General features: G+C 61.1%; 18 protein-coding genes. 11 read left to right on the plus strand and 7 right to left on the minus strand.

Going from position 1 to position 18,360, the window contains the following annotated elements; genetic code table 11:
* The first annotated feature begins 143 nt into the window (after positions 1-143).
* From GT019_RS10945 to GT019_RS10955, 3 genes are all read left to right on the plus strand, one after another.
* Positions 144-1,058 (plus strand): ornithine carbamoyltransferase, encoded by a 915-nt coding sequence (locus GT019_RS10945; protein WP_161743184.1) that lies wholly within the window; start codon positions 144-146, stop codon positions 1,056-1,058.
* A 486-nt stretch (positions 1,059-1,544) separates the two neighbouring features.
* Positions 1,545-2,531, plus strand: coding sequence for a tryptophan--tRNA ligase (trpS, locus tag GT019_RS10950; protein ID WP_161743185.1), 987 nt, complete (start codon positions 1,545-1,547; stop codon positions 2,529-2,531).
* A gap of 165 nt (positions 2,532-2,696) precedes the next feature.
* Positions 2,697-3,032 carry a putative quinol monooxygenase gene (locus tag GT019_RS10955; protein ID WP_235947707.1) on the plus strand — a complete coding sequence of 112 codons (336 nt, stop codon included), beginning with the start codon at positions 2,697-2,699 and terminating at the stop codon, positions 3,030-3,032.
* A gap of 189 nt (positions 3,033-3,221) precedes the next feature.
* Here GT019_RS10955 and GT019_RS10960 read toward each other — a convergent pair whose 3' ends face one another.
* Positions 3,222-4,151, minus strand: coding sequence for a phosphotransferase enzyme family protein (locus GT019_RS10960; protein WP_161743186.1), 930 nt, complete (start codon positions 4,149-4,151; stop codon positions 3,222-3,224).
* 258 nt (positions 4,152-4,409) lie between these two features.
* The gene (locus tag GT019_RS10965) at positions 4,410-4,940 is read right to left on the minus strand and encodes an SgcJ/EcaC family oxidoreductase (protein ID WP_161743187.1); all 531 of its coding nucleotides are present in this window, start codon (positions 4,938-4,940) and stop codon (positions 4,410-4,412) included.
* Between the two features lie 70 nt (positions 4,941-5,010).
* On the opposite strand from GT019_RS10965, the gene GT019_RS10970 reads away from it, so the two are divergent.
* The 4 genes from GT019_RS10970 (at position 5,011) to GT019_RS10985 (ending at position 9,396) form a co-directional block, all read left to right on the plus strand.
* The gene (locus GT019_RS10970) at positions 5,011-6,120 is read left to right on the plus strand and encodes an undecaprenyldiphospho-muramoylpentapeptide beta-N-acetylglucosaminyltransferase (RefSeq protein ID WP_161743188.1); all 1,110 of its coding nucleotides are present in this window, start codon (positions 5,011-5,013) and stop codon (positions 6,118-6,120) included.
* Positions 6,121-6,511: 391 nt separating this feature from the next.
* Complete coding sequence (locus GT019_RS10975) at positions 6,512-6,793, plus strand: chorismate mutase (protein ID WP_161743189.1); 282 nt, start codon at positions 6,512-6,514, stop codon at positions 6,791-6,793.
* A 237-nt stretch (positions 6,794-7,030) separates the two neighbouring features.
* Entirely contained in the window at positions 7,031-7,936 is a 906-nt protein-coding gene (locus GT019_RS10980) for an AraC family transcriptional regulator (RefSeq protein WP_161743190.1), read from the plus strand.
* A 65-nt stretch (positions 7,937-8,001) separates the two neighbouring features.
* On the plus strand, positions 8,002-9,396 hold the full coding sequence (locus GT019_RS10985) for an ADP-ribosylglycohydrolase family protein (protein WP_161743191.1): 1,395 nt from the start codon (positions 8,002-8,004) through the stop codon (positions 9,394-9,396).
* Between the two features lie 165 nt (positions 9,397-9,561).
* On the opposite strand, the gene GT019_RS10990 is transcribed toward GT019_RS10985, so the two are convergent.
* Together GT019_RS10990 and GT019_RS10995 are read right to left on the minus strand one after the other, a co-directional pair.
* The gene (locus GT019_RS10990; protein ID WP_161743192.1) at positions 9,562-10,062 is read right to left on the minus strand and encodes a hypothetical protein; all 501 of its coding nucleotides are present in this window, start codon (positions 10,060-10,062) and stop codon (positions 9,562-9,564) included.
* 92 nt (positions 10,063-10,154) lie between these two features.
* Complete coding sequence (locus GT019_RS10995) at positions 10,155-11,267, minus strand: CobW family GTP-binding protein (protein ID WP_201755341.1); 1,113 nt, start codon at positions 11,265-11,267, stop codon at positions 10,155-10,157.
* 223 nt (positions 11,268-11,490) lie between these two features.
* Here GT019_RS10995 and GT019_RS11000 point away from each other — a divergent pair, with 223 nt between their 5' ends.
* Positions 11,491-12,720 (plus strand): CobW family GTP-binding protein, encoded by a 1,230-nt coding sequence (locus GT019_RS11000; RefSeq protein ID WP_161743193.1) that lies wholly within the window; start codon positions 11,491-11,493, stop codon positions 12,718-12,720.
* Between the two features lie 305 nt (positions 12,721-13,025).
* Positions 13,026-14,189: an MFS transporter gene (locus tag GT019_RS11005; protein WP_161743194.1), complete on the plus strand. Its 1,164-nt coding sequence runs from the start codon at positions 13,026-13,028 to the stop codon at positions 14,187-14,189.
* Positions 14,190-14,342: 153 nt separating this feature from the next.
* On the opposite strand, the gene GT019_RS11010 is transcribed toward GT019_RS11005, so the two are convergent.
* The 3 genes from GT019_RS11010 to uxaC form a co-directional block, all read right to left on the minus strand.
* Positions 14,343-14,981, minus strand: a complete 639-nt coding sequence (locus tag GT019_RS11010; RefSeq protein ID WP_235947710.1) for an SdpI family protein — start codon at positions 14,979-14,981, stop codon at positions 14,343-14,345.
* Complete coding sequence (locus tag GT019_RS11015; protein WP_161743196.1) at positions 14,971-15,255, minus strand: autorepressor SdpR family transcription factor; 285 nt, start codon at positions 15,253-15,255, stop codon at positions 14,971-14,973. The genes GT019_RS11010 and GT019_RS11015 overlap by 11 nt, the downstream gene beginning before the upstream one ends.
* A gap of 178 nt (positions 15,256-15,433) precedes the next feature.
* The gene (uxaC, locus tag GT019_RS11020; protein WP_161743197.1) at positions 15,434-16,843 is read right to left on the minus strand and encodes a glucuronate isomerase; all 1,410 of its coding nucleotides are present in this window, start codon (positions 16,841-16,843) and stop codon (positions 15,434-15,436) included.
* Positions 16,844-16,991: 148 nt separating this feature from the next.
* Here uxaC and GT019_RS11025 point away from each other — a divergent pair, with 148 nt between their 5' ends.
* Both GT019_RS11025 and GT019_RS11030 read left to right on the plus strand, forming a co-directional pair.
* Complete coding sequence (locus tag GT019_RS11025) at positions 16,992-17,849, plus strand: helix-turn-helix transcriptional regulator (protein WP_161743198.1); 858 nt, start codon at positions 16,992-16,994, stop codon at positions 17,847-17,849.
* 255 nt (positions 17,850-18,104) lie between these two features.
* Complete coding sequence (locus GT019_RS11030) at positions 18,105-18,272, plus strand: hypothetical protein (protein ID WP_161743199.1); 168 nt, start codon at positions 18,105-18,107, stop codon at positions 18,270-18,272.
* Positions 18,273-18,360 lie beyond the last annotated feature (88 nt).

Genomic DNA, 18,360 nt, shown 5'->3' on the forward strand with positions numbered 1-18,360 from the left:
CCGTCGCCAGCGAACGTGCCTGCGCTGTAGATCATCCTTCATATAAATGCATAATTATAAATTGACTTCTGCATATTCGGCGTATATCATGAATATTAATATCACTATTACGAATAATTATTCATATCTGCGAGGTGCTCGATTTGAACCATTTTCTATCGCTGCAAGAACTGAACCGAGACGAACTGACGACGATTATCCAGACCGGCATCGCCATCAAACAACATCCCGAGCGCTACGCGAACGCTTGCGACCGCAAGGGCGTCTTGATGCTTTTCCAGAAGACGTCGACCCGGACGAATCTCTCGTTCCAATCCGGCATCAACCAGATGGGCGGCTATGCAGTGCCGATGGATTGGAATGCCAGCAACTTCAGCATTTCGCCGATTCGGTACGAAGCCCGTTACGTGTCGCGCAACATCGATTTCATCGTCGCCCGCCTGAAGAAGCATTCCGACCTGCAGGAACTGGCCGCATACGCGACCGTTCCGGTCATTAACGGCTGCTGCGAACGCTACCATCCTTGCCAGGCGCTGGCGGACCTCATGACGATCTACGAGGTGTCCGGCACCTTCGCGAACATCACGGTCACCTATGTCGGCATTCTGAACAACGTGGCAAACTCCTTGATCGCGGGCTGCCTGACGCTCGGCATTCGCCTGCTGCTCGTCGCCCCGATCGTGAACGAAGCGTCGTGGGACGGCGAGCTGATGGACCGCGCCATCGGAAGCGGCTTCGTCGAGCGCATGGATTCGCTGCCCGAAGCGGTCGCCCAATCGGACTACGTCTATACGGACACGTGGATCGACATGGAGCATTTCCATAGCGCGGACTATCAAGCGGTCAAAGACTTCCGCATGAAAACGATGCTCCCGTACCAACTGAGCAGACGCGCGCTGAACGGCAGCGCGCCTTACATCATGCACGACATGCCCATTCATCCCGGCTTCGAGATCGAGGAAGAATTGATCGAATCCGCGAGCTCGGTCATCTACCAGCAGGCGGAGAACCGGATGCACGCGCAGAAGGCGCTGCTGCTCCATTTATTGGCGCAATAACGGGCGGGCGGCGGTTCGGAAGAACGCCATTTGTTCGTCGCCCGCTTCATGCCGGAGATCGTCGGCGGCAGCCTCCTCGCGAATGATCGAGCGCGCGCGAACCGCCCTTGACGCGCCCTCGGTTTGCCGCTATAGTATTCCTAACCATTACCAATAAACGATATTTCCAAGGCAATGAACGGAAAGAGTAATTGCAAGCTTCGATGGTCCAAGCGAGCCGGCGGTCGGTGAGAGGTCCGGTACGATCGAACGCAATGAATGGCTCCGTTCGCTTCGATCCGAACGCCGGTCCGCGGACCGGCCAGTAGGCGTCGACGGCAAGTCCCTCCGTTATCCAGGGGACGCATGTTAGTCGTTTTGACATGTGCGAGTCGCGACCTTAGCTGTCGAATTCGGGTGGTACCGCGGAGTCCAACACTTCGTCCCTTTTGGGGATGGAGTGTTTTTTGTTCGGTCTGCAGCCCACCATTCGAGGAGGTTAGACGTATGAAAAGAGTCCTATCGGGCATCAAACCTAGCGGGGAACTCAACATCGGAGGCTACGGCGGCGCGCTGCATCGATTCGCGAGCATGCAGGAGGACTACGAGTGTTATTTCTTCGTGCCGGATCTGCACGCGATCACCGTGCCGCAGGATCCGCGCCGATTGTTTCAACGGTCCAAGGAAATCGCCGCGTACTACGTCGCCGCCGGCGTCGATCCCGCGAAGGCGACGATCTTCGTCCAATCGCATGTCGCCGCGCATGCCGAGCTGAACTGGCTGCTCGAGACGCAGGCGCATTTCGGCGAACTCGCCCGCATGACGCAGTTCAAGGACAAGTCGCACGGGAAGGACGCCGTCAGCTCGGCGCTGTTCACCTATCCGGTGCTGATGGCCGCCGACATCCTGCTCTATCGGGCGACGCACGTGCCGGTCGGCGACGATCAGAAGCAGCATCTGGAGCTGACGCGGGACCTCGCCGAACGGTTCAACCACCGGTTCGCGCCGGTGTTCGCGCTGCCCGAGCCGATCATCCCGGAGATCGGCTCCCGCATCATGGGTCTCGACGATCCGTCCAAGAAGATGAGCAAGAGCAATCCGAACCGGAACAGCTGCGTGCTGCTGCAGGACGATCCGGACGTCGTCCGGAGGAAACTCGCCAAAGCGGTCACCGACTCCGAAGGCGTCGTTCGGTACGACTGGGAGCGGAAGCCGGAGGTCAGCAACCTGATCGAAATCTATGCGGTCTTCTCCGGGGACGACGTCGCGGCGATCGAGCGGCGCTTCGAGGGCGTCGGCTACGGCCAGTTCAAGCGCGAGCTCGCCGAAGCGGTCATCGCCAAATTAGAGCCGATCCAACGCCGGTTCCGCGAGCTGGTCGATTCGGAAGAGCTTGTCGGGATCTTGAAGGACGGCGCGGCGAAGGCGGCGGAAACCGCGAACGATACGCTCTTGAAAGCCAAACGGGCGTTGGGGCTGTTCACGATCGGCTAAACCTCCTCGCGCAGCTCGCAGCTTGGCCGGAACGTCCGCCTCCGGCATCCGCGCCGCTTGCCCGAAGCGATCCGCGCGGCGTACGGCGGACACCATCCTGGGTGCAATCCTTTCGTTTCGCTGACTATAATTGTCAGTCGAACTTTGATAGGATGAAAGAAATCCATGAAGACAGGATGTGTGCAGATGAGCAATTTCGGCCTTTCCGGCAAAATGATCGCGCAGCCCGGCAAACGGGACGAACTGGCGGCGATTCTGATGGAGGCGGCGTCCGGCATGGATGCCGTCGCGGACTGCCAGATCTATATCGTCGGCGTGCTGCCCGAGGAACCGGACGCGATCTGGATTACCGAGGTTTGGGACAATGCCGAGGCGCACCAAGCCTCGCTCGCGCTGGAAGTGACGCAGGCGATGATCCGCCGCGCCAAGCCGCTCATCGCCGGCTTCGAGCAGCAGGTAAAGCATGTGCCGCTCGGCGGCAAAGGGATGACCGCGCGCTAACCGCGATCGGCGTCCGTCCTCCCCCTGTCCACCCGCCGGCTTAGAAGACGAAGAACCGCCCTGCTTCCGAATTCGGAGGCAGGGCGGTTTGAATTTAAGCGCCGCTAATCTTGAAGTGCCGCTAGCCGTTTACCTCCCACGGCCGGTTAAACATTGATCTGCGTTCGCCGCAGAACAAGCGGAATTTGGTCAGCAGCTTGGACATCCATTCCGGGGCGGACGATTCGTCCATCCCCTCCATGCTGCGCAGGATTCGCGCGAAAGAGTAAAGTCGGTCGAAGCGCCGAAACTTCGCAAACGCCGATTCCGCGTCCGCATCGACCGGCCGAACCGACTCGTAGCCGGCGAGGAAGGCGCGCATGATCCGCTTTGACTCGGGCGCCGAGAAATCCTCGAGGTCGCCCAGCGCCGAGCCGCCGCGTACCAATGCATCATCGCATCGTCGAAGTCGATGGCGCTGAACCCGGCCTCCCCGCCCCGGTCGAATACGTTGTCCGGCTGAAAGTCGAAATGAATCAAGCCGGCCAGCCGCCCGTCCTGCGGCAGCGTCTCCAGCCAAGCCTGCACCCGGTCGCATTCGAGAAGCGCCGCTTCCTCCTCCGGATGCCGCTCCAACACGCCGCGCGTCCAGTCCAGCACGTCTCGCCAGCTCCAGCGGACCGGCGAGTCCGCATCCGGCACGTAGCGCGCCGAAAGCTCGTGCAGCCTGGCAAGCGATCGGCCCCAGCTGGCGCAATGCGCGTCCGTCATCCGGTCCAGCGGCACATGAACGCCTTCCGCTTCTTCGAACGCGACGCCGTAATAGTTGCCGCCCGTATCGTCCTCGATCGTTTCGATCCATTGCCCGTCCGCGGACATCACCGGCGCCGCGACGGGATACCCGTTCGCCGCCAAGTATCGGACGTAGTCAAGCTCGGCTTCGATCTGCGGCTTCGAATGGTCGCTCGCATGAATAAACCGCAAAAACCGACTTCGGCCCTCGCAAGCGAATGCATATACAAAATTGCTGCTTGCCCGCCAGTAACGGAGCGAGCCCTCGTCATGCTCCCATCTCGTCATAAGCTTCCGCGCAGGGCGATCGTCTTGCAGCCCCCGCAGCATATTGGTCAACTTCATCATGCGATGCTTAACCTCCCGCGGCTTGTCCGGCGAGAGGTCCGTCCCGTTATCGGATCGTCCGACCTCTCACCGGCATCTGGATTTGCGTGTACTTAGACAAACATCATCACTCCTTCGCGTGGAATTGGTCGTCACGGACATCGGCGCTTGTCGCGCGGACGCTTGCGGCGCCAGGACAAAGTATACCGGCATTTAGAAGCTGCGGCCAATGAAAAAACGCAGCCCCGACGAATCGACGCCCATCGGCGGCTGCGCATTCTACTTGCTGCCCGCAGCCGGAAGCAGCCTGCGCAGCGCCGCGGTGATGTCCTCGCTCCTCCCGGGCTCCATATGAAACTGCGCCGGCGTATTCTGGAACAAGACGATGGACCATGCCTCGTCCCGCTTCACCGCCGTCAGCGCGTGCTGCGCGTTCAGCTTCGGATCGATGTCCTCCGCCCCGTCCGGAACGAGGCCGGAATAAGCGCGCAGGATTGCCGCATCCGGCGCGACCAGCTTGACGGACTTGACGATTGCATAATAGGCGGGCGTCTTGTGATGGGCGAATATCGGCGCCAGGTGCGCGGCCACGCCATGCCGCCCGGAAGCCTCGCTCCCGTCGAAGCCGATCAGCTCGCAATCCTCCGCGAACGGCGCCGCCATTCCTTCCGCGCTGCGCTCGTTCCAGCCGGCCAGCATCGTTTGATACAGGCCGATAACCCCGATTTCATCCGGCTGCAGCAAATCGTCATGCGCGCCGCGCAGTTCCGCATAATGTTGTAAGATGTAAGTTAATTTCGAGGACGACATTCGCATTCACTCCCGTACGTTGGATTTTGTGTTACGCTGTCAGTACTGATTCTAGCAAGGGGAGCCGATTATGCCAAATGATGCTTTACCTCGTCCGCGGGGCGAGAAGCCGCGCCGGATCCTGTTTACCGGCGGCGGATCGGCGGGTCACGTCACCGTCAATCTGGCGCTGATTCCCATGCTGCAGTCCCAAGGCTGGAACGCCGTCTACATGGGCTCCGGCGGCGGCATCGAGAAACAGCTGATCGCCAGGCTGGACGACGTCGACTATTACCCCATCTCGACGGGCAAGCTTCGCCGCTACCTCGATCTGCAGAACGTGAAGGATCCGTTCCGCGTCGCGAAAGGCGTCTTCCAGGCGTTCCGGTTGATCCGGAAGCTGCGTCCGGACGTCGTATTCTCCAAAGGCGGGTTCGTCTCCGTGCCGGTCGTGCTCGGCGCTTGGCTGAACCGCGTGCCCGTCATTATCCACGAATCCGATCTGACGCCCGGGCTGGCGAACCGCATCGCGAATCCGTTCGCGCGCAAGGTCTGCGTGACCTTCGGCGAGACCGTCGAGCATATCAAAGGGGGCAAAGCGGTCCACGTCGGGCCGATCGTCCGCCGCGAATTGCTTCGCGGCAGCGCCCTCAAGGGATTGCAGTGGAGCAAGCTGCTGCCGGGCAAGCCCGTGGTGCTCGTCATGGGGGGCAGCTTGGGGTCGCGGCGCATCAATGAGGCGGTGCGGCGCAACCTGCCGGAGCTGACCAAGGCGTACCAGCTCATCCATCTCTGCGGCAAAGGCGAGCTGGACGCGACATGCGACGGCGTTCGGGGCTACCGGCAATACGAGTACGTGCACGAGGAGCTGCCCGATCTCCTCGCCTGTTCGGAGCTCGTGATCTCGCGCGCGGGCTCCAACTCGATCTTCGAGTTTCTGACCCTGCGCAAGCCGATGCTGCTCGTTCCGCTGTCGAAAGGAGCCAGCCGCGGGGATCAGATCCTGAATGCGGAATCGTTCCGCAAAGCCGGCTACTGCGAGGTGCTGCAGGAAGAGGAATTGACGGACGAAGCTTTCCTCGGCGCGCTTGCCCGCCTGTACGCGGACCGGGAAATCATTCGAAGCCGCATGCGGCAGAATGAATTCAAAGATCCCGCTGGCAGCATCGCCGCGCTGATTCAAGAAGCCAGCCGGAAATAAGGCGCCGCTTACGGATAACGCCGAATCCGCCGCATGCGAACGGCGAGGACGGCGTTATTCGCGCGCGGATTCCCGGTCGACTGCCGCTTGATCCAACGTAAACGAACCGGGATGCTGCGGCCTTTCCGGCGGACAAGCACTGGTTGTTCATGATGAACTTCGCCTGTCCGGACGAGCTCCGCACAAGCGTAAGTCGGATGAATCGCGCTCGGCAGCCCGTATCCTTCGCGAGACCGAAGGCTATCGCCGCCGGCGCATCCCTTCCATTTGCCCCGTTGACTGGAAATAGAACCCGTTTACACCATCGCGCATAATGTGGTAATGTGATAGCAAGAGGCGCTTTATTGCGTAGAAGCGTTTAAGTGCGAAATTCATGCGGGGAGTGTTTCACATGGCAGACTTGGCCGAATTGAGAGCGAACATCGACGAGATCGACCGGCAAATGATCACGCTGCTGGCCGAGCGGTTCAAATACACCGAAGAGGTCGGCATCTATAAAGACCAGCACGGGCTAAGCGCCCAGGATCCGTCCCGCGAAGCGCAGCAGTTCCAGAAGCTCGCGCTGTATGCCGAGCAAAGCGGACTGAATCCGAGGTACGCCGAGCAAATCTACCGGCATATCATGGACCTTGTCATCTCCCGGCATCAGGAGCTGAAGACGGTTCAGAAGTAATTGCGATTCATACTTGGGATTCATGCTTTCATGCTCGCAATACGTAATCTTCACCATCATCTCGCTGTCCGAACAGGGCAAAAAGGGCCGTTTTCGAAGCTTGTCGGCTGCGGAAACGGCCTTTGTGCGTCCAAACGGCCGCGCGGAATTGTTGAAACCGCTGTCATGTAGTATCCTATTCGCGAGTCCGATCATTCGGGAACACGCTCCGTTCCCCGCAAGGAGCATGAGCCAAGCATGAAAATGACCATCACCTACGAGCATGACGTGCCGATCAACGCCTTTCAATGGACGCCCAAAACGTACCGGCAGCCGCTCCATGCCCATGCCAGCCTGGAGATGGGTCTTTGCTTGTCGGGCACGGGGACGTTCTATTTCGGCCGCAAGCAGTACCAGGTGCGGCAGGGAGACCTGTTCCTGGTCAACAACGAGGAGCTCCATATCGCCCAGTCGGATCCGGGCGATCCGAGCCGCTACCTCTTCCTGAATTTCGACAGCTCGCTGCTGATGGCGGAGGATCCCGCCCTGCTGCTGCCGTTCTCTTACCGTTCGGCGAATTTCGATAATCTGATACCCGCGGATTCGCCGCTTGCCGCCGCCGCCGCCGAATGGATGCAGACGGTCGAACGGGAGCTGATTGGCGGCGAGCCTGGCTATAAAGCGATGGCCAAAAGCGCCCTCATCCAGCTGTGCGGCCTGCTGCTGCGGCATTATCACGGCAGACTCAGCGCCTCGCGGCAGCTCTCGATGAAGCAGTCGGCGAACCAGACCAAAGCGCTGGCGCAGCTGGTGGAGCAGCGCTACCGCGACCCGATCAGCCTGCGGGATGTCGCGGACGAGCTCGGAATCAGCGTATCCCGCGCAAGCCGCGTGTTCCACGAGACGACGGGACGGCGCTTCGCCGATTACGTCGCGATGCTGCGGGTGCAGGAAGCGATGCGGCTGCTCGCCGGCAGCGACAAGCAGGTGGCGCACATCGGCTTCGAGTGCGGCTTTCAGAGCCTGGCGACGTTTTACCGCGTGTTCAAGGAATCGACGGGCATCTCGCCGGTGCATTACCGCCAGACGCTCGGGCTCGAAGCGCCCGATTCCGGCCGCGGCCCCGATCCCGCAAATAGTGAGAACTCCGCGGCGCGTTCCTGAGAAGATCGCCGCCTCGTTGTCCTTTACAATGAAAGCATCATGTACAGGAGAGGACTGTTGCGGGGATGGCAGGCTGGGATTCGTTGTTTCAATTGATCAAGGAAGAAGTCAAGCAGCGCGGCGAAGAAGGCTGCGAAGTGGCCGGGTACGCGGAGCGCGTGGAAGCGGCGGGAAACGACGAGGCGGAATTGATGCGGCTGTACGGGGAGTTGACGGCGCTTCCGATCGCCGCGAATTATCCGTACGCCGAACCCTCCGAGCTGGACGAGATCCGGGCGCAGCGGCCGCCGGCGGTCGCCGTCGCCTCGCCGGACCTGACGGACGCCGAATGGCTGGATAAGTTCAACGGCGCTTGGCTCGGAAGATCCGCGGGCTGCGCGCTCGGCAAGCCGCTGGAGTCTTCGCCGTTCATGGGCGGCTCGGGCGGCAGATCGGGCTGCGCGAACGTAAAGCTGTGGTTCGAAGGCGCGAAGGCCTGGCCGATCCAGGGCTACACGCCGCTGGAATCGGACAGCGTCCGGGCGCATCCGGATCTGCATATCGCCGAATGGTGCAGAGCGAGCACGCGCGAACATATTCGGTTCATGGAGACCGACGACGATATCCGGTATACCGTCCTCGGACTGATCATGCTGGAAGAGAAAGGCGCCGCCTTCGACTCCTGGGACGTCGGCAGGCTGTGGCATGAGCGGCTCAGCTACAATCAGGTATGCACCGCGGAAACCCAAGCCTATCTGAATTTCGCGCAGATCACGGCGCATATGCGGCGCCATGAGACGGATGGACTGACGCCCGAGGCCAAAGATTGGGTACGCACCTACCTCAACCCGTACCGCGAATGGATCGGCGCGCAGATCCGCGTCGACGGCTACGCCTACGGCGCGGCCGGGAACCCGGAGCTGGCCGCGGAGCTGGCTTGGAAGGACGCGTCCTTCTCCCATGTCAAGAACGGCATCTACGGCGCCATGTTCTGCGCGGCCATGGTCGCCGCGGCGTTCGCGGAAACCGATGTCCGCCGCATCGTCGAGATCGGGCTCGGCGCGATTCCGGCGAACAGCCGGCTGGCCCATGACATCAAGCTCGCGATCGACATCGCCGACTCGGCGGACGATCAGGTCGAGCTCGTGGAGCGCATCTGGGATGCTTTCTGCCATTACCATCCCGTGCATACGAACAACAACGCGGCTTTGTGCGCGGCCGCGCTCATCCATTCCGGCGGCGATTTCGAGAAAGGCATCACGACCGCCGTGCTCGGCGGCTGGGACACGGATTGCAACGGCGCGACCGTCGGCTCCGTGCTCGGCGCGATGCTCGGCGGCAGCGCCCTGCCCGCCTCTTGGACGGCGCCGTTGAACGACCGGCTGTACGCCGCCGTGAACGGCTTCCATCCGATCTCGATCTCGGAATGCGCGCGCCGCAGCTACGAGACGTTCCGCAAGCTGCAGGCCGTGACGGTCTAAATCCTCCGAAGCGAAAGCGCATCCGAAATAAATCCGGCGTCAACCGATGGCATTCGGGCCGCGTCCGGACTCCCGCGACACGAAAAAAAGCAGCATTCGGGCATCAGGCTTTAGGTCGCCGAATGCTCGCTGCTGCTTTTTGTCTCCGTTCGCGAAGCTCGCCCGTCAGGATTGGGATTTCGCGTCCGCGGACGGCTTCGCGCCTTTTTCCTTGATCATGCGGTTCTTGCACATCTCGCGGATTTCCTCGTGCAGCTGTCTCGCGGATTTGCCTTCCGTCGAGATGCCCAGCCGCTTGGCCGTGTCTTGCAGGCGCGCCATGCGCTGAGCCTTCTTCGCCGCCATGAATTTGTCCCATTTGGCCGGATTCGCTTCTTTCGCGGCCTTCAGTTCCTTATGCAGCTGTTCGGCGGATTTGCCTTCCGTGGCGATGCCGAAATACTGCGCCGCTTCCTGCATGAACTCCAGCCTGCGGGCCTTGCGTTCCTCGCCCTTATGGCCGTGGCCGCTGCCGAAACGCCAGTGATCGCGCTCTTGCTCATGCTGCGCCTGCAGCTGTTCCGACGAAGGCGTGGACGCCTGGGCATATACGGGCATCGCGGTCAGCAGAAGCGCCGCGGCGGTGCCGAGCGCTGCCAATTGCTTGCGCCATGATGGTTTGTTCATCTTCTGTCAGCTCCCTTCGAGGGCCGTGGTTCGACCCATTCTGAGGTAGCTTGTCCATCCTTGCGCGCTTTTATCCAACAAAACCCAATTATTTATCGTTCCAGCCGGACGAGCTTGGCCAGCAGGGCATCCTTGTCGAAATGCTCGCCGATGAACACCGCCACGTCGTGCACGTTCCCCTGCGGCGTGATCCGGATAAACTCCGTTTCGCGGTAGGCGAATTGGAACAGGAACCGGCTGTTCGTATCGGTGAACGTCACGATGCCCTTGGCGCGGTATACGTCCTGCGGAAGCCCGTTCAGCAATTCCTCGAAGTCGTGGCTGTCGATCGGACCGGCGAAATAATGCGTCAGCGTCATAACATGCGCATGCGAATCGTGGGCAGCGTGATGGTGACCATGGCCGTGCTCATGCTCGGCGTGGTCGCCGGCATGATCGTGGACTTCGTGGTCATGTTCATGATCATGCGCGTGTCCGTGGTCATGGCCTTCGTGGTCATGCTCGCGATGGCGGCAATTGGCGCCGCACACATGGCTGCCTTGAGCGGCCGCCGAGGCCGGACTCGATTCGTGCGCCCGCTTCGCTTCGCCGTCTCCCGGATCGAAAATCGCAAGATCGATCACGCTGCGAACCGTCACCGTCAGCGGCGCGAAGGCGTTCAGCTCCCGCACGAGCTGCTGCACCTCGACGAGCTCGTCGGGCGACAGCTTGTCCGCCTTGTTCACGACCAGATCGGTCGCGCAGCGAATCTGATCCTGCATCAGCTTGTACGTCCGTCCGCCGCGCTTGCTGCGCGCCAGCAGCTCCGGACCGTCGACGACGGTCGCGATCGTGCGCAGATCGATGCGCATGATCAGCGCCGCTTCCGTCACGGCGTCGATGATTTCCATCGGATTCGCCGCGCCCGTCGATTCGATCAGGACCACGTCCGGCGCATGCTCGTCGATCAGCTCCTTCAGCTCCAGGCCGAGATCGCCGCGGATCGTGCAGCAGATGCAGCCGCCCAGCATCTCGGCCATCGGCACGTCGCCGTCGATGAACTGCCCGTCCAGGTTGACGTCGCCGAGCTCGTTCATGACGACCGCGACCTTGACGTCCTGCGCTTTATAATAATCGACGACCTGATTCAGGAGCGTCGTTTTGCCGCTTCCAAGAAAGCCGGACAGCAGGTGCACGGTAACCGCGCGTTCGTTTGCCAATGTCATGTCGATCCATCCTTCCTCGTTATGCAATGCGCTCAAGAAACGACCGAAGGCGCGAGTGAAGCCCCCTCCCGACCGGAGGTCATATGTTTCGGCGCAAGTTAAACTTGCCCCATTATACCGTCCTCGCCGCGATTTTAACAGATGCGCCGAAAAGGGTGTTATTTCCCGGCCGGGCCGCATATTGTTCATGGAATGTGAACCTTGGGGGGAGGGCGTGGCCAACATGGAGCAACGTGCAATACCGGTGGTGGTCTTGAGCGGCTTTCTGGGCAGCGGCAAAACCACGCTGCTGCTAAGGCTGCTGCGGCAGGCCAAATCAAGCGGACTGCGCGCGTCCGTGCTGATGAACGAGATCGGCGCGGTCGACGTCGACGGCAAGCAGGTGAGCGGGGAGGCCGCCTATCAGCTGATGGAGCGCATCACGGAAGGCTGCCTCTGCTGCACCAAGAAGAGCGAGCTCGCGGAGTGCCTGGAGCGGCTCGCGCTGATGCGGCCCGACGTCATCGTCATGGAGCTGACGGGCGTCGCGAATCCCGAAGAAATCGTGGACGCCATGACCGAGCCGGCCATTATCGACAAAGTCGCGCTGCACCGCATCGTCACGGTGCTGGATGCGGAGCATGCGCTCGATTACAATAGCATCTTCTCCTCGGACCGCGAGTTGATCCGCACGCTGCGGCGGCAAATCGAGGTCGCCGATATCATCGTTGCCAACAAATTCGACTTGATCTCGAACCGTACCGCCGACAAGATCCGCGGGCTCGCGCAGAGCCGCAACGCCTCCGCCCGATTCGTCAGCGCCGTGCGGTGCGAGCTGGACGCCGCCGTCATCCTGGACGGCATCGCCGCCGCGGGCGAGCGCCGCCAGCCCGTGATCTCCGGCATGCGGGCTTCGGCCGCCGGCATGCGCGTCCCGGCCGGCACGGCGAGGGCGGCAACCCCTTCGCCGCAAGCGACGAGCGGGCCGGCGGGCGCCCGGCCGCGCACGGAGCCGGTTGCCCCGCCGACCGGCAGCGGGCAAGGAGCCGCGCCGCTGGCCGCGCGCGTATCCGTCAAGTCCGCGAACGGCGGCTTGACGGAGGCCAAGAGCGATACGCCGGCAGCAGCGGGCAACGCCGAAGACGTCTCGGCCGCCGCCATCGCGAACAAACCCGCCGCTGGCCCGTCGTTCTCCCGCATCCGGACGGCGGCGATCTATCCGGACACGGACGGCGGCGCCGTCACCCGCCGCCAGTTCGAAGCCTTCATCGGCGGACGCGGCAACGGCTGCCTGCGCGCCAAAGGCTACATGCCGTACGGCAAGGACGGAGCCCTGATGCTGTTCCAGCTGGCTGGCAAGCGGATCGAATGGTCGCCGAGCGCGTACGGCGGCGCGCCGTACTTCGTGATGATCGGAATCGATCTCGACGAGGCGAAGATCAAGCAGGAGTGGGAGCGGCTTGCGAGCAAATAGGGGCAGGCCGAAACGATTTTACGGCTAAGCGCCGTTCATGCCCATGGCACAAAAGCGAGGTCGACCGCCGGTCGGCCTCTTTGGTTCGCGTCGATCGGCAGCGCCCTCAGACCCCGAAATCCCGTGCCCGATGGATCTGCGCCGCGGCCCGAGCCCCTATTATTTCAAGCCTAGCCGCCTCCGACTCGCGCCGCCTGCTCCCGCCTGGCCGGAGACAATGCGGAATTTCATGGAGGATTTGACCGAGCCGCATGGAACTACTTATAGAACGACAACAGCCACGAGCTGCACGAAGGAAGGTTCATATGCCGGTCAAACTCGTTTATTTCCTGTTCTTCTACGTGTTCTTCTACATGGGCAACGCCGTCTACGGCACATTCATTCCGCTCTACTTTCAACATGTCGGCTTCACCCAATCGCAGATCGGAACCTTGCTCGGGCTCGGACCGCTGATCGCGATCCTGGCTCAGCCGCTCTGGGGCTTGTACAGCGATCGCGCCAAAACGAAAAACAGCGTCCTGCTGCTCCTGCTCGCCTGCACGGGACTTTCGGTGCTGCTGTATCCGCTGACCAATCAGTTCGTGCTCCTGCTCGTGTTCATCTGCATCTTCACGTTCTTCCAGTCTTCCATCTTCGCGCTGAGCGACGCGGTCACGCTGGAGGCGCTGGACAAGCGCGGCAGGGGGAATTTCAGCCTCATCCGGCTCGGCGGAACGGTCGGCTTCGCGATCATGTCGATCGTGTTCGGCGTCATTGCCGAGAAGCGCATCGATCTGCTGTTCGCCGTCTATGCCGCCATTCTGGCGGTCTGCTTCCTGCTTGCCCTCCGCTTTCCCGCCATCGAAGGCCATCAGGCAAGCAGCCGCAAAATGTCGGTCTGGGTGCTGTTCAAGAACCGGCGGTTGATGCTGTACATCGGGGCGAACTTCGTTTTTCAGGTCACGCTGGGCTATTATTACGCCTTCTTCCCGCTCTACTTCAAGGAGCTCGGAGGAGACAGCGCCTGGCTCGGCTGGTCGATGGTCATCTCGTCCATCAGCGAGGTGCCGTTCCTGCTCCTGTCGAGCCGGATCTTCAAGCGCGTGCAGACCTGGCATATTCTGCTCGGCGCCGGAGCGGCCGCGGCGCTTCGCTGGTACCTGTTCTCGGCGATCCACAGCGCGGCCTGGCTGCTCCCCGCCCAAGCGCTGCACGGGCTGATCTTCATCGTGCTGTCGGTGACGATGGCGAACGTCATCAACAAGGAAGTTCCGAACGAGCTGAAGGCAAGCGGACAAACGTTGAACGGCCTGCTGACCTTGGGCGTCGCCCGCATCATCGGGAGCTTGGCCGGCGGCGTGGCCAGCGAAGCTTTCGGCATGCGCAGCATGTTCTTGTACAATTCGATACTCGCGTTGGTATGCATTCTCGTGTTCGGGATCGTCTTTCAATTGCAGCAGGGCAAAGACGCGGCGATCTTGCGCGGCTGAGCCGACATTGAAGCAAAAAGCGATGCGGCGGCCGAGTTCGCCGAAGCGACCATGACCAACCAAAGAGCCTCCACCTCCGCGCTGCGGAAATGAAGGCTCTTCGTCTGCGCTCGCGATTGTACGAATGCTCGCCGGCTATCCTTTGCATGCTTTTCATTCTTTCAGGCGGGCAAACAATACATAAGAGTAAACGACCGGAATGAGCGACGCGACGACAATGGCCGAGAGGAACACGACGATCGGGACGGTGCCGTCGAAGAATGCCGCGATCAGCGATATGAAGCCGCCGAGCATCATGAGCGGACCGGCGATCCGGTGGGTTCTCCGCCACACTTCCTCGTTGGCCAGCGTCCACGGCGTGCGTATGCCGAACATATAATTTTGCCGCACCTGCGTGATGTAGTTGCCCATGACGGCGAACAGCAGGCCGAGCGCGATCATGACGATTTTCCGCATGTCGACGTGGTAGCCGAGGTTGTAGGCCACCATGGCCCAGCCAGCCGCTCCCAGGAGCAGCGTCACGCCAAGGCGGGTCACTTCGAAAGCCCTCCCGAAGTTTCGATAGTTCGCCCGCTTCGGATCCAGGCTCCGGCTGACGCGCAGCAGAAGCGGCACAAGACCGAGCAGCGCCAATACGAGGATCGCCCAGCCTTTATCCATCGTGCCGTTTACCTCGTTGCCCGGCCCGAAATGCGTCGCCATCGTGTCCGGCAGCCGGTTATATAGAATCAAGGCGCCGATCGCCGGAGAAAGACCGATCAACAGGTACAACGCTTCCCGTTTATTGCTCATCGTCATGCTCCTTCCCTTCTTTCCCGAGAATGTGAAACATCCAGCCGATGACGTCCTCGACGACCGTCGTATGCAGCGAGTACATGATGCTCTGGCCCTGCCGTTCGTCCAGCACCAGCCCCGCCTGCTTCAGGATGTTGAGGTGGTGGGAGATGCTCGGCTTGCTGATATTGAATTGGTCGGCGACCTCGCCGGCGCTCATGCTTCGGTCCCGAAGCAGACGCAGAATCTGGCGCCGGGTCGGGTCGGCCAACGCTTTGAAGGCATCGTTCAAATCCTCTTCACCCCTTTATTAGAGATTTAGAATATTATCTAAATATCTAATAAGAGCATACGATTATCCCGCTGCCGTTGTCAACGGCAGGCGCACGTTCCGCGCGCTTCATCGGCAAAAAGGACCGCCGGGCCACCTTGCGATGGCTCCGGCAGTCCTTGCGCCCCAATCAAAACAATCAAAACCTGAAGTACGCCTTCGCGTTCTCGTAGCAGACGCCCTGTACGATCTCGCGCAGCAAGGCTTCGTCGTCCGGCGCCTCGCCCTGTTCGACCCATTCGCCGAGCAGGTTGCAGAAGACGCGGCGGAAGTATTCGTGCCGCGTGTACGACAGGAAGCTGCGGGAATCCGTCAGCATCCCGACGAAGCGAGGCAGCAGTCCCATGTTGCCGAGCGATTTCAGCTGCTCCAGCATGCCGTCCTTCGTGTCGTTGAACCACCAGGCGGAGCCGAGCTGGATTTTGCCCGGCACGCCTCCGCCCTGGAAGCTGCCGATGAGCGCCGCCAGCACGTCGTTGTCCGTCGGATTGATCGAATAGACGATCGTGCGGGGCAGCCGGTCCGTCTCGTCCATCCGGTCCAGCAGGCGGACGAGCGGTCCCGCGACGGGGCTGTCGCCGATGGAATCGAAGCCGGTGTCCGGACCGAGCGAAGCGAACTGGCGGGCGTTGTTGTTGCGCTGCGCGTTGATATGGTACTGCATCGACCATCCCAGCTCCGCGTAGAGCCGGCCCAGGAACAGCAGCGTATGCGTCTTGTATATGCGCTCTTCTTCGAGCGACACGCCTTCCCCGAGCAGCGCCTTTTCGTAAATGGAGGCCGCTTCCTCGCGCGTCGTCTCCGCCCACGGCACGTAATCCAGCGCATGGTCGGACACGCGTCCGCCGACGGCGTGAAAATGCCTCGCCCGCGATTCCAGCGCTTGCAGCAGATCGTCGTAAGAAGCCAGCTTCCGCTGCGCCGATTCGCCGAGCTTCTGCAGATAACCGAGATACGCCGGACGGTTGATTTCGAGCGCCTTGTCCGGACGGAAGGAAGGCAGCACGCGGAAGCCGAGCTCGGACGCCTGCGACGCGAGCAGCACGTGATGCTCCAGCGAATCCGCCGGATCGTCCGTCGTGCAGACGACCTCTACACCCGCGCCGCGAATGAAGTCCTGCACGGCGAAGCCGCCGCCCCGCAGCTTGGCATTGGCCTTCTCCCAGATCGCGGGCGCGTTCCGCTCGTTGATCAGCTCCTCGATGCCGAACAGCCGCCGCAGCTCCAGATGCGACCAATGGTAGAGCGGGTTGCCGACCGTCATCGGCACGGTGCGGGCATACGCCAGGAAGCGGTCGTAATCGCTGACGCCTTCGCCGCCGGTAATGTATTTCTCCTCGACGCCGTTCGCCCGCATCGCCCGCCATTTGTAATGATCGCCGTACAGCCATACTTCGGTCAGGTTGGCATACGTGCGGTTCTCGTAAATCTCCTGCTGGCTCAAATGGCAGTGATAATCGATGATGGGCATGGCGGCCGCATAATCGTGGTATAACCGTTTGGCCGTCTCGTTGCGCAGCATGAAATCGCGATCCATAAACGCTTTCATAATCGGGCAGACACCGTCCTTTTTCCGGAATATTCACTCTCAGCATACCGCAACATTTGCGTGCATTCGCGGCTTTTCTTGCCGAATGCCATTTATAATTCACCTATTTTGCGCTACACTCGACCTATCGGGAAACGGAGGCGCAGCCATGAAGCTCAGACCGGACCAGCCCGTCACCTTCGGCGACGAGGACCGCGATTTCTATATCCAGCAGGTTCACCGGACCAAGCCGTTCGGGCGAACCAACCATTATCACCCGACCTACGAAATCTATTATTTGGCGTCGGGAGAGCGGGTTCACTTCATCGATCAGCGGACCGTGCGCCTGACCGCGGGGAATCTCGTGCTCGTCAGCAAGCATGTCGTCCACAACTCGTCGGACATCGGCCCGCCGGAGCACGAGCGCGTCGTCATTAATTTCAGCGACGCCTTTCTAGGCGCCGGCCATCCGCTTCACGATCCGCTGTTGTTCGGGGCGTTCGCGCGACGTTCGGTCCTGCTCAAGCTGAATTCGCAGGAACGCTTCTTCGTGGAGCAGCTGCTGGCCAAAATGGTCGCGGAAGCCGCCCAAGAACGGCCCGGCCGCGAGCTCTACCTGCGCGTGCTGCTCACGGAGCTGCTGCTCTTCGCCGCGCGGCATCCGGTCGACGAGCGGCCGGAGACGCCGGACCAGCAGAGCCCGCTCCATCAGAAAATCACCGAGATCGCCGCGTATATCAACGGGCATTTCACGGCGAAGCTGATGCTGCCGGATCTCGCCAGGCGGTTCTTCGTCAGTCCGTATTATCTGAGCCGCTCCTTCAAAGCCGTCACCGGGTTCACGCTGATCGAATACGTCAACCTGACCCGCATCCGCGAGGCGCAGCGGCTGCTCCGGGAGACGGAGCTGAAGATCATCGCCGTGGCCGAGCGGACGGGCTTCGAGAGCGCCGGGCACTTCGACCGGATGTTCAAGAAGCTGACGGGCACGACGCCGCTGCAGTACCGGAAGCTGAGCCGGCTGTAACCGGGCTTCGAAGCTGCCAGCTTCATGTCATTTAAATTAACATTGGAAACGCTATTCATCTAGCCAAGGCAGCGCGATTGCGCTATACTTTTCGAATACGGGCGATCGGGTGCGCCGAACGGGCAAGGTCGGGATATTGGCTTTCTTCGTTCCGCGTTAGGCTTTCTGCATTCTGCTTGCTGCTTCGCCGCCGTCGCAGGCATTCGACCTGCCAATGAAAAACACTCCCGCCGATGAATCGAGGTGCATCCTAGCATGAGTCCGCGTTTGATGGTAATCGTCAGCATCTTCTTTATCGGATACGGAATCGTCGATATTTTGTTCGTGAATGTGATCCTCGGCGTCGTCCTGCTTCTTGTCGGCGTCTGGATGAACTACGGCGCCTACAAGAAACGCAAGGCCGCGCGCCAAACGAAGGAATAGCGCCGGCTTGGCCGGCCTCCTTCCTGCAACAACAAACAAGCAGTCTCCCTCGGGAGACTGCTTGTTTGTTGTTAATTATTGCTGCCGC

This window comes from Paenibacillus glycinis (assembly GCF_009909185.1).
GTDB classification, from domain to species: domain Bacteria; phylum Bacillota; class Bacilli; order Paenibacillales; family Paenibacillaceae; genus Paenibacillus_Z; species Paenibacillus_Z glycinis.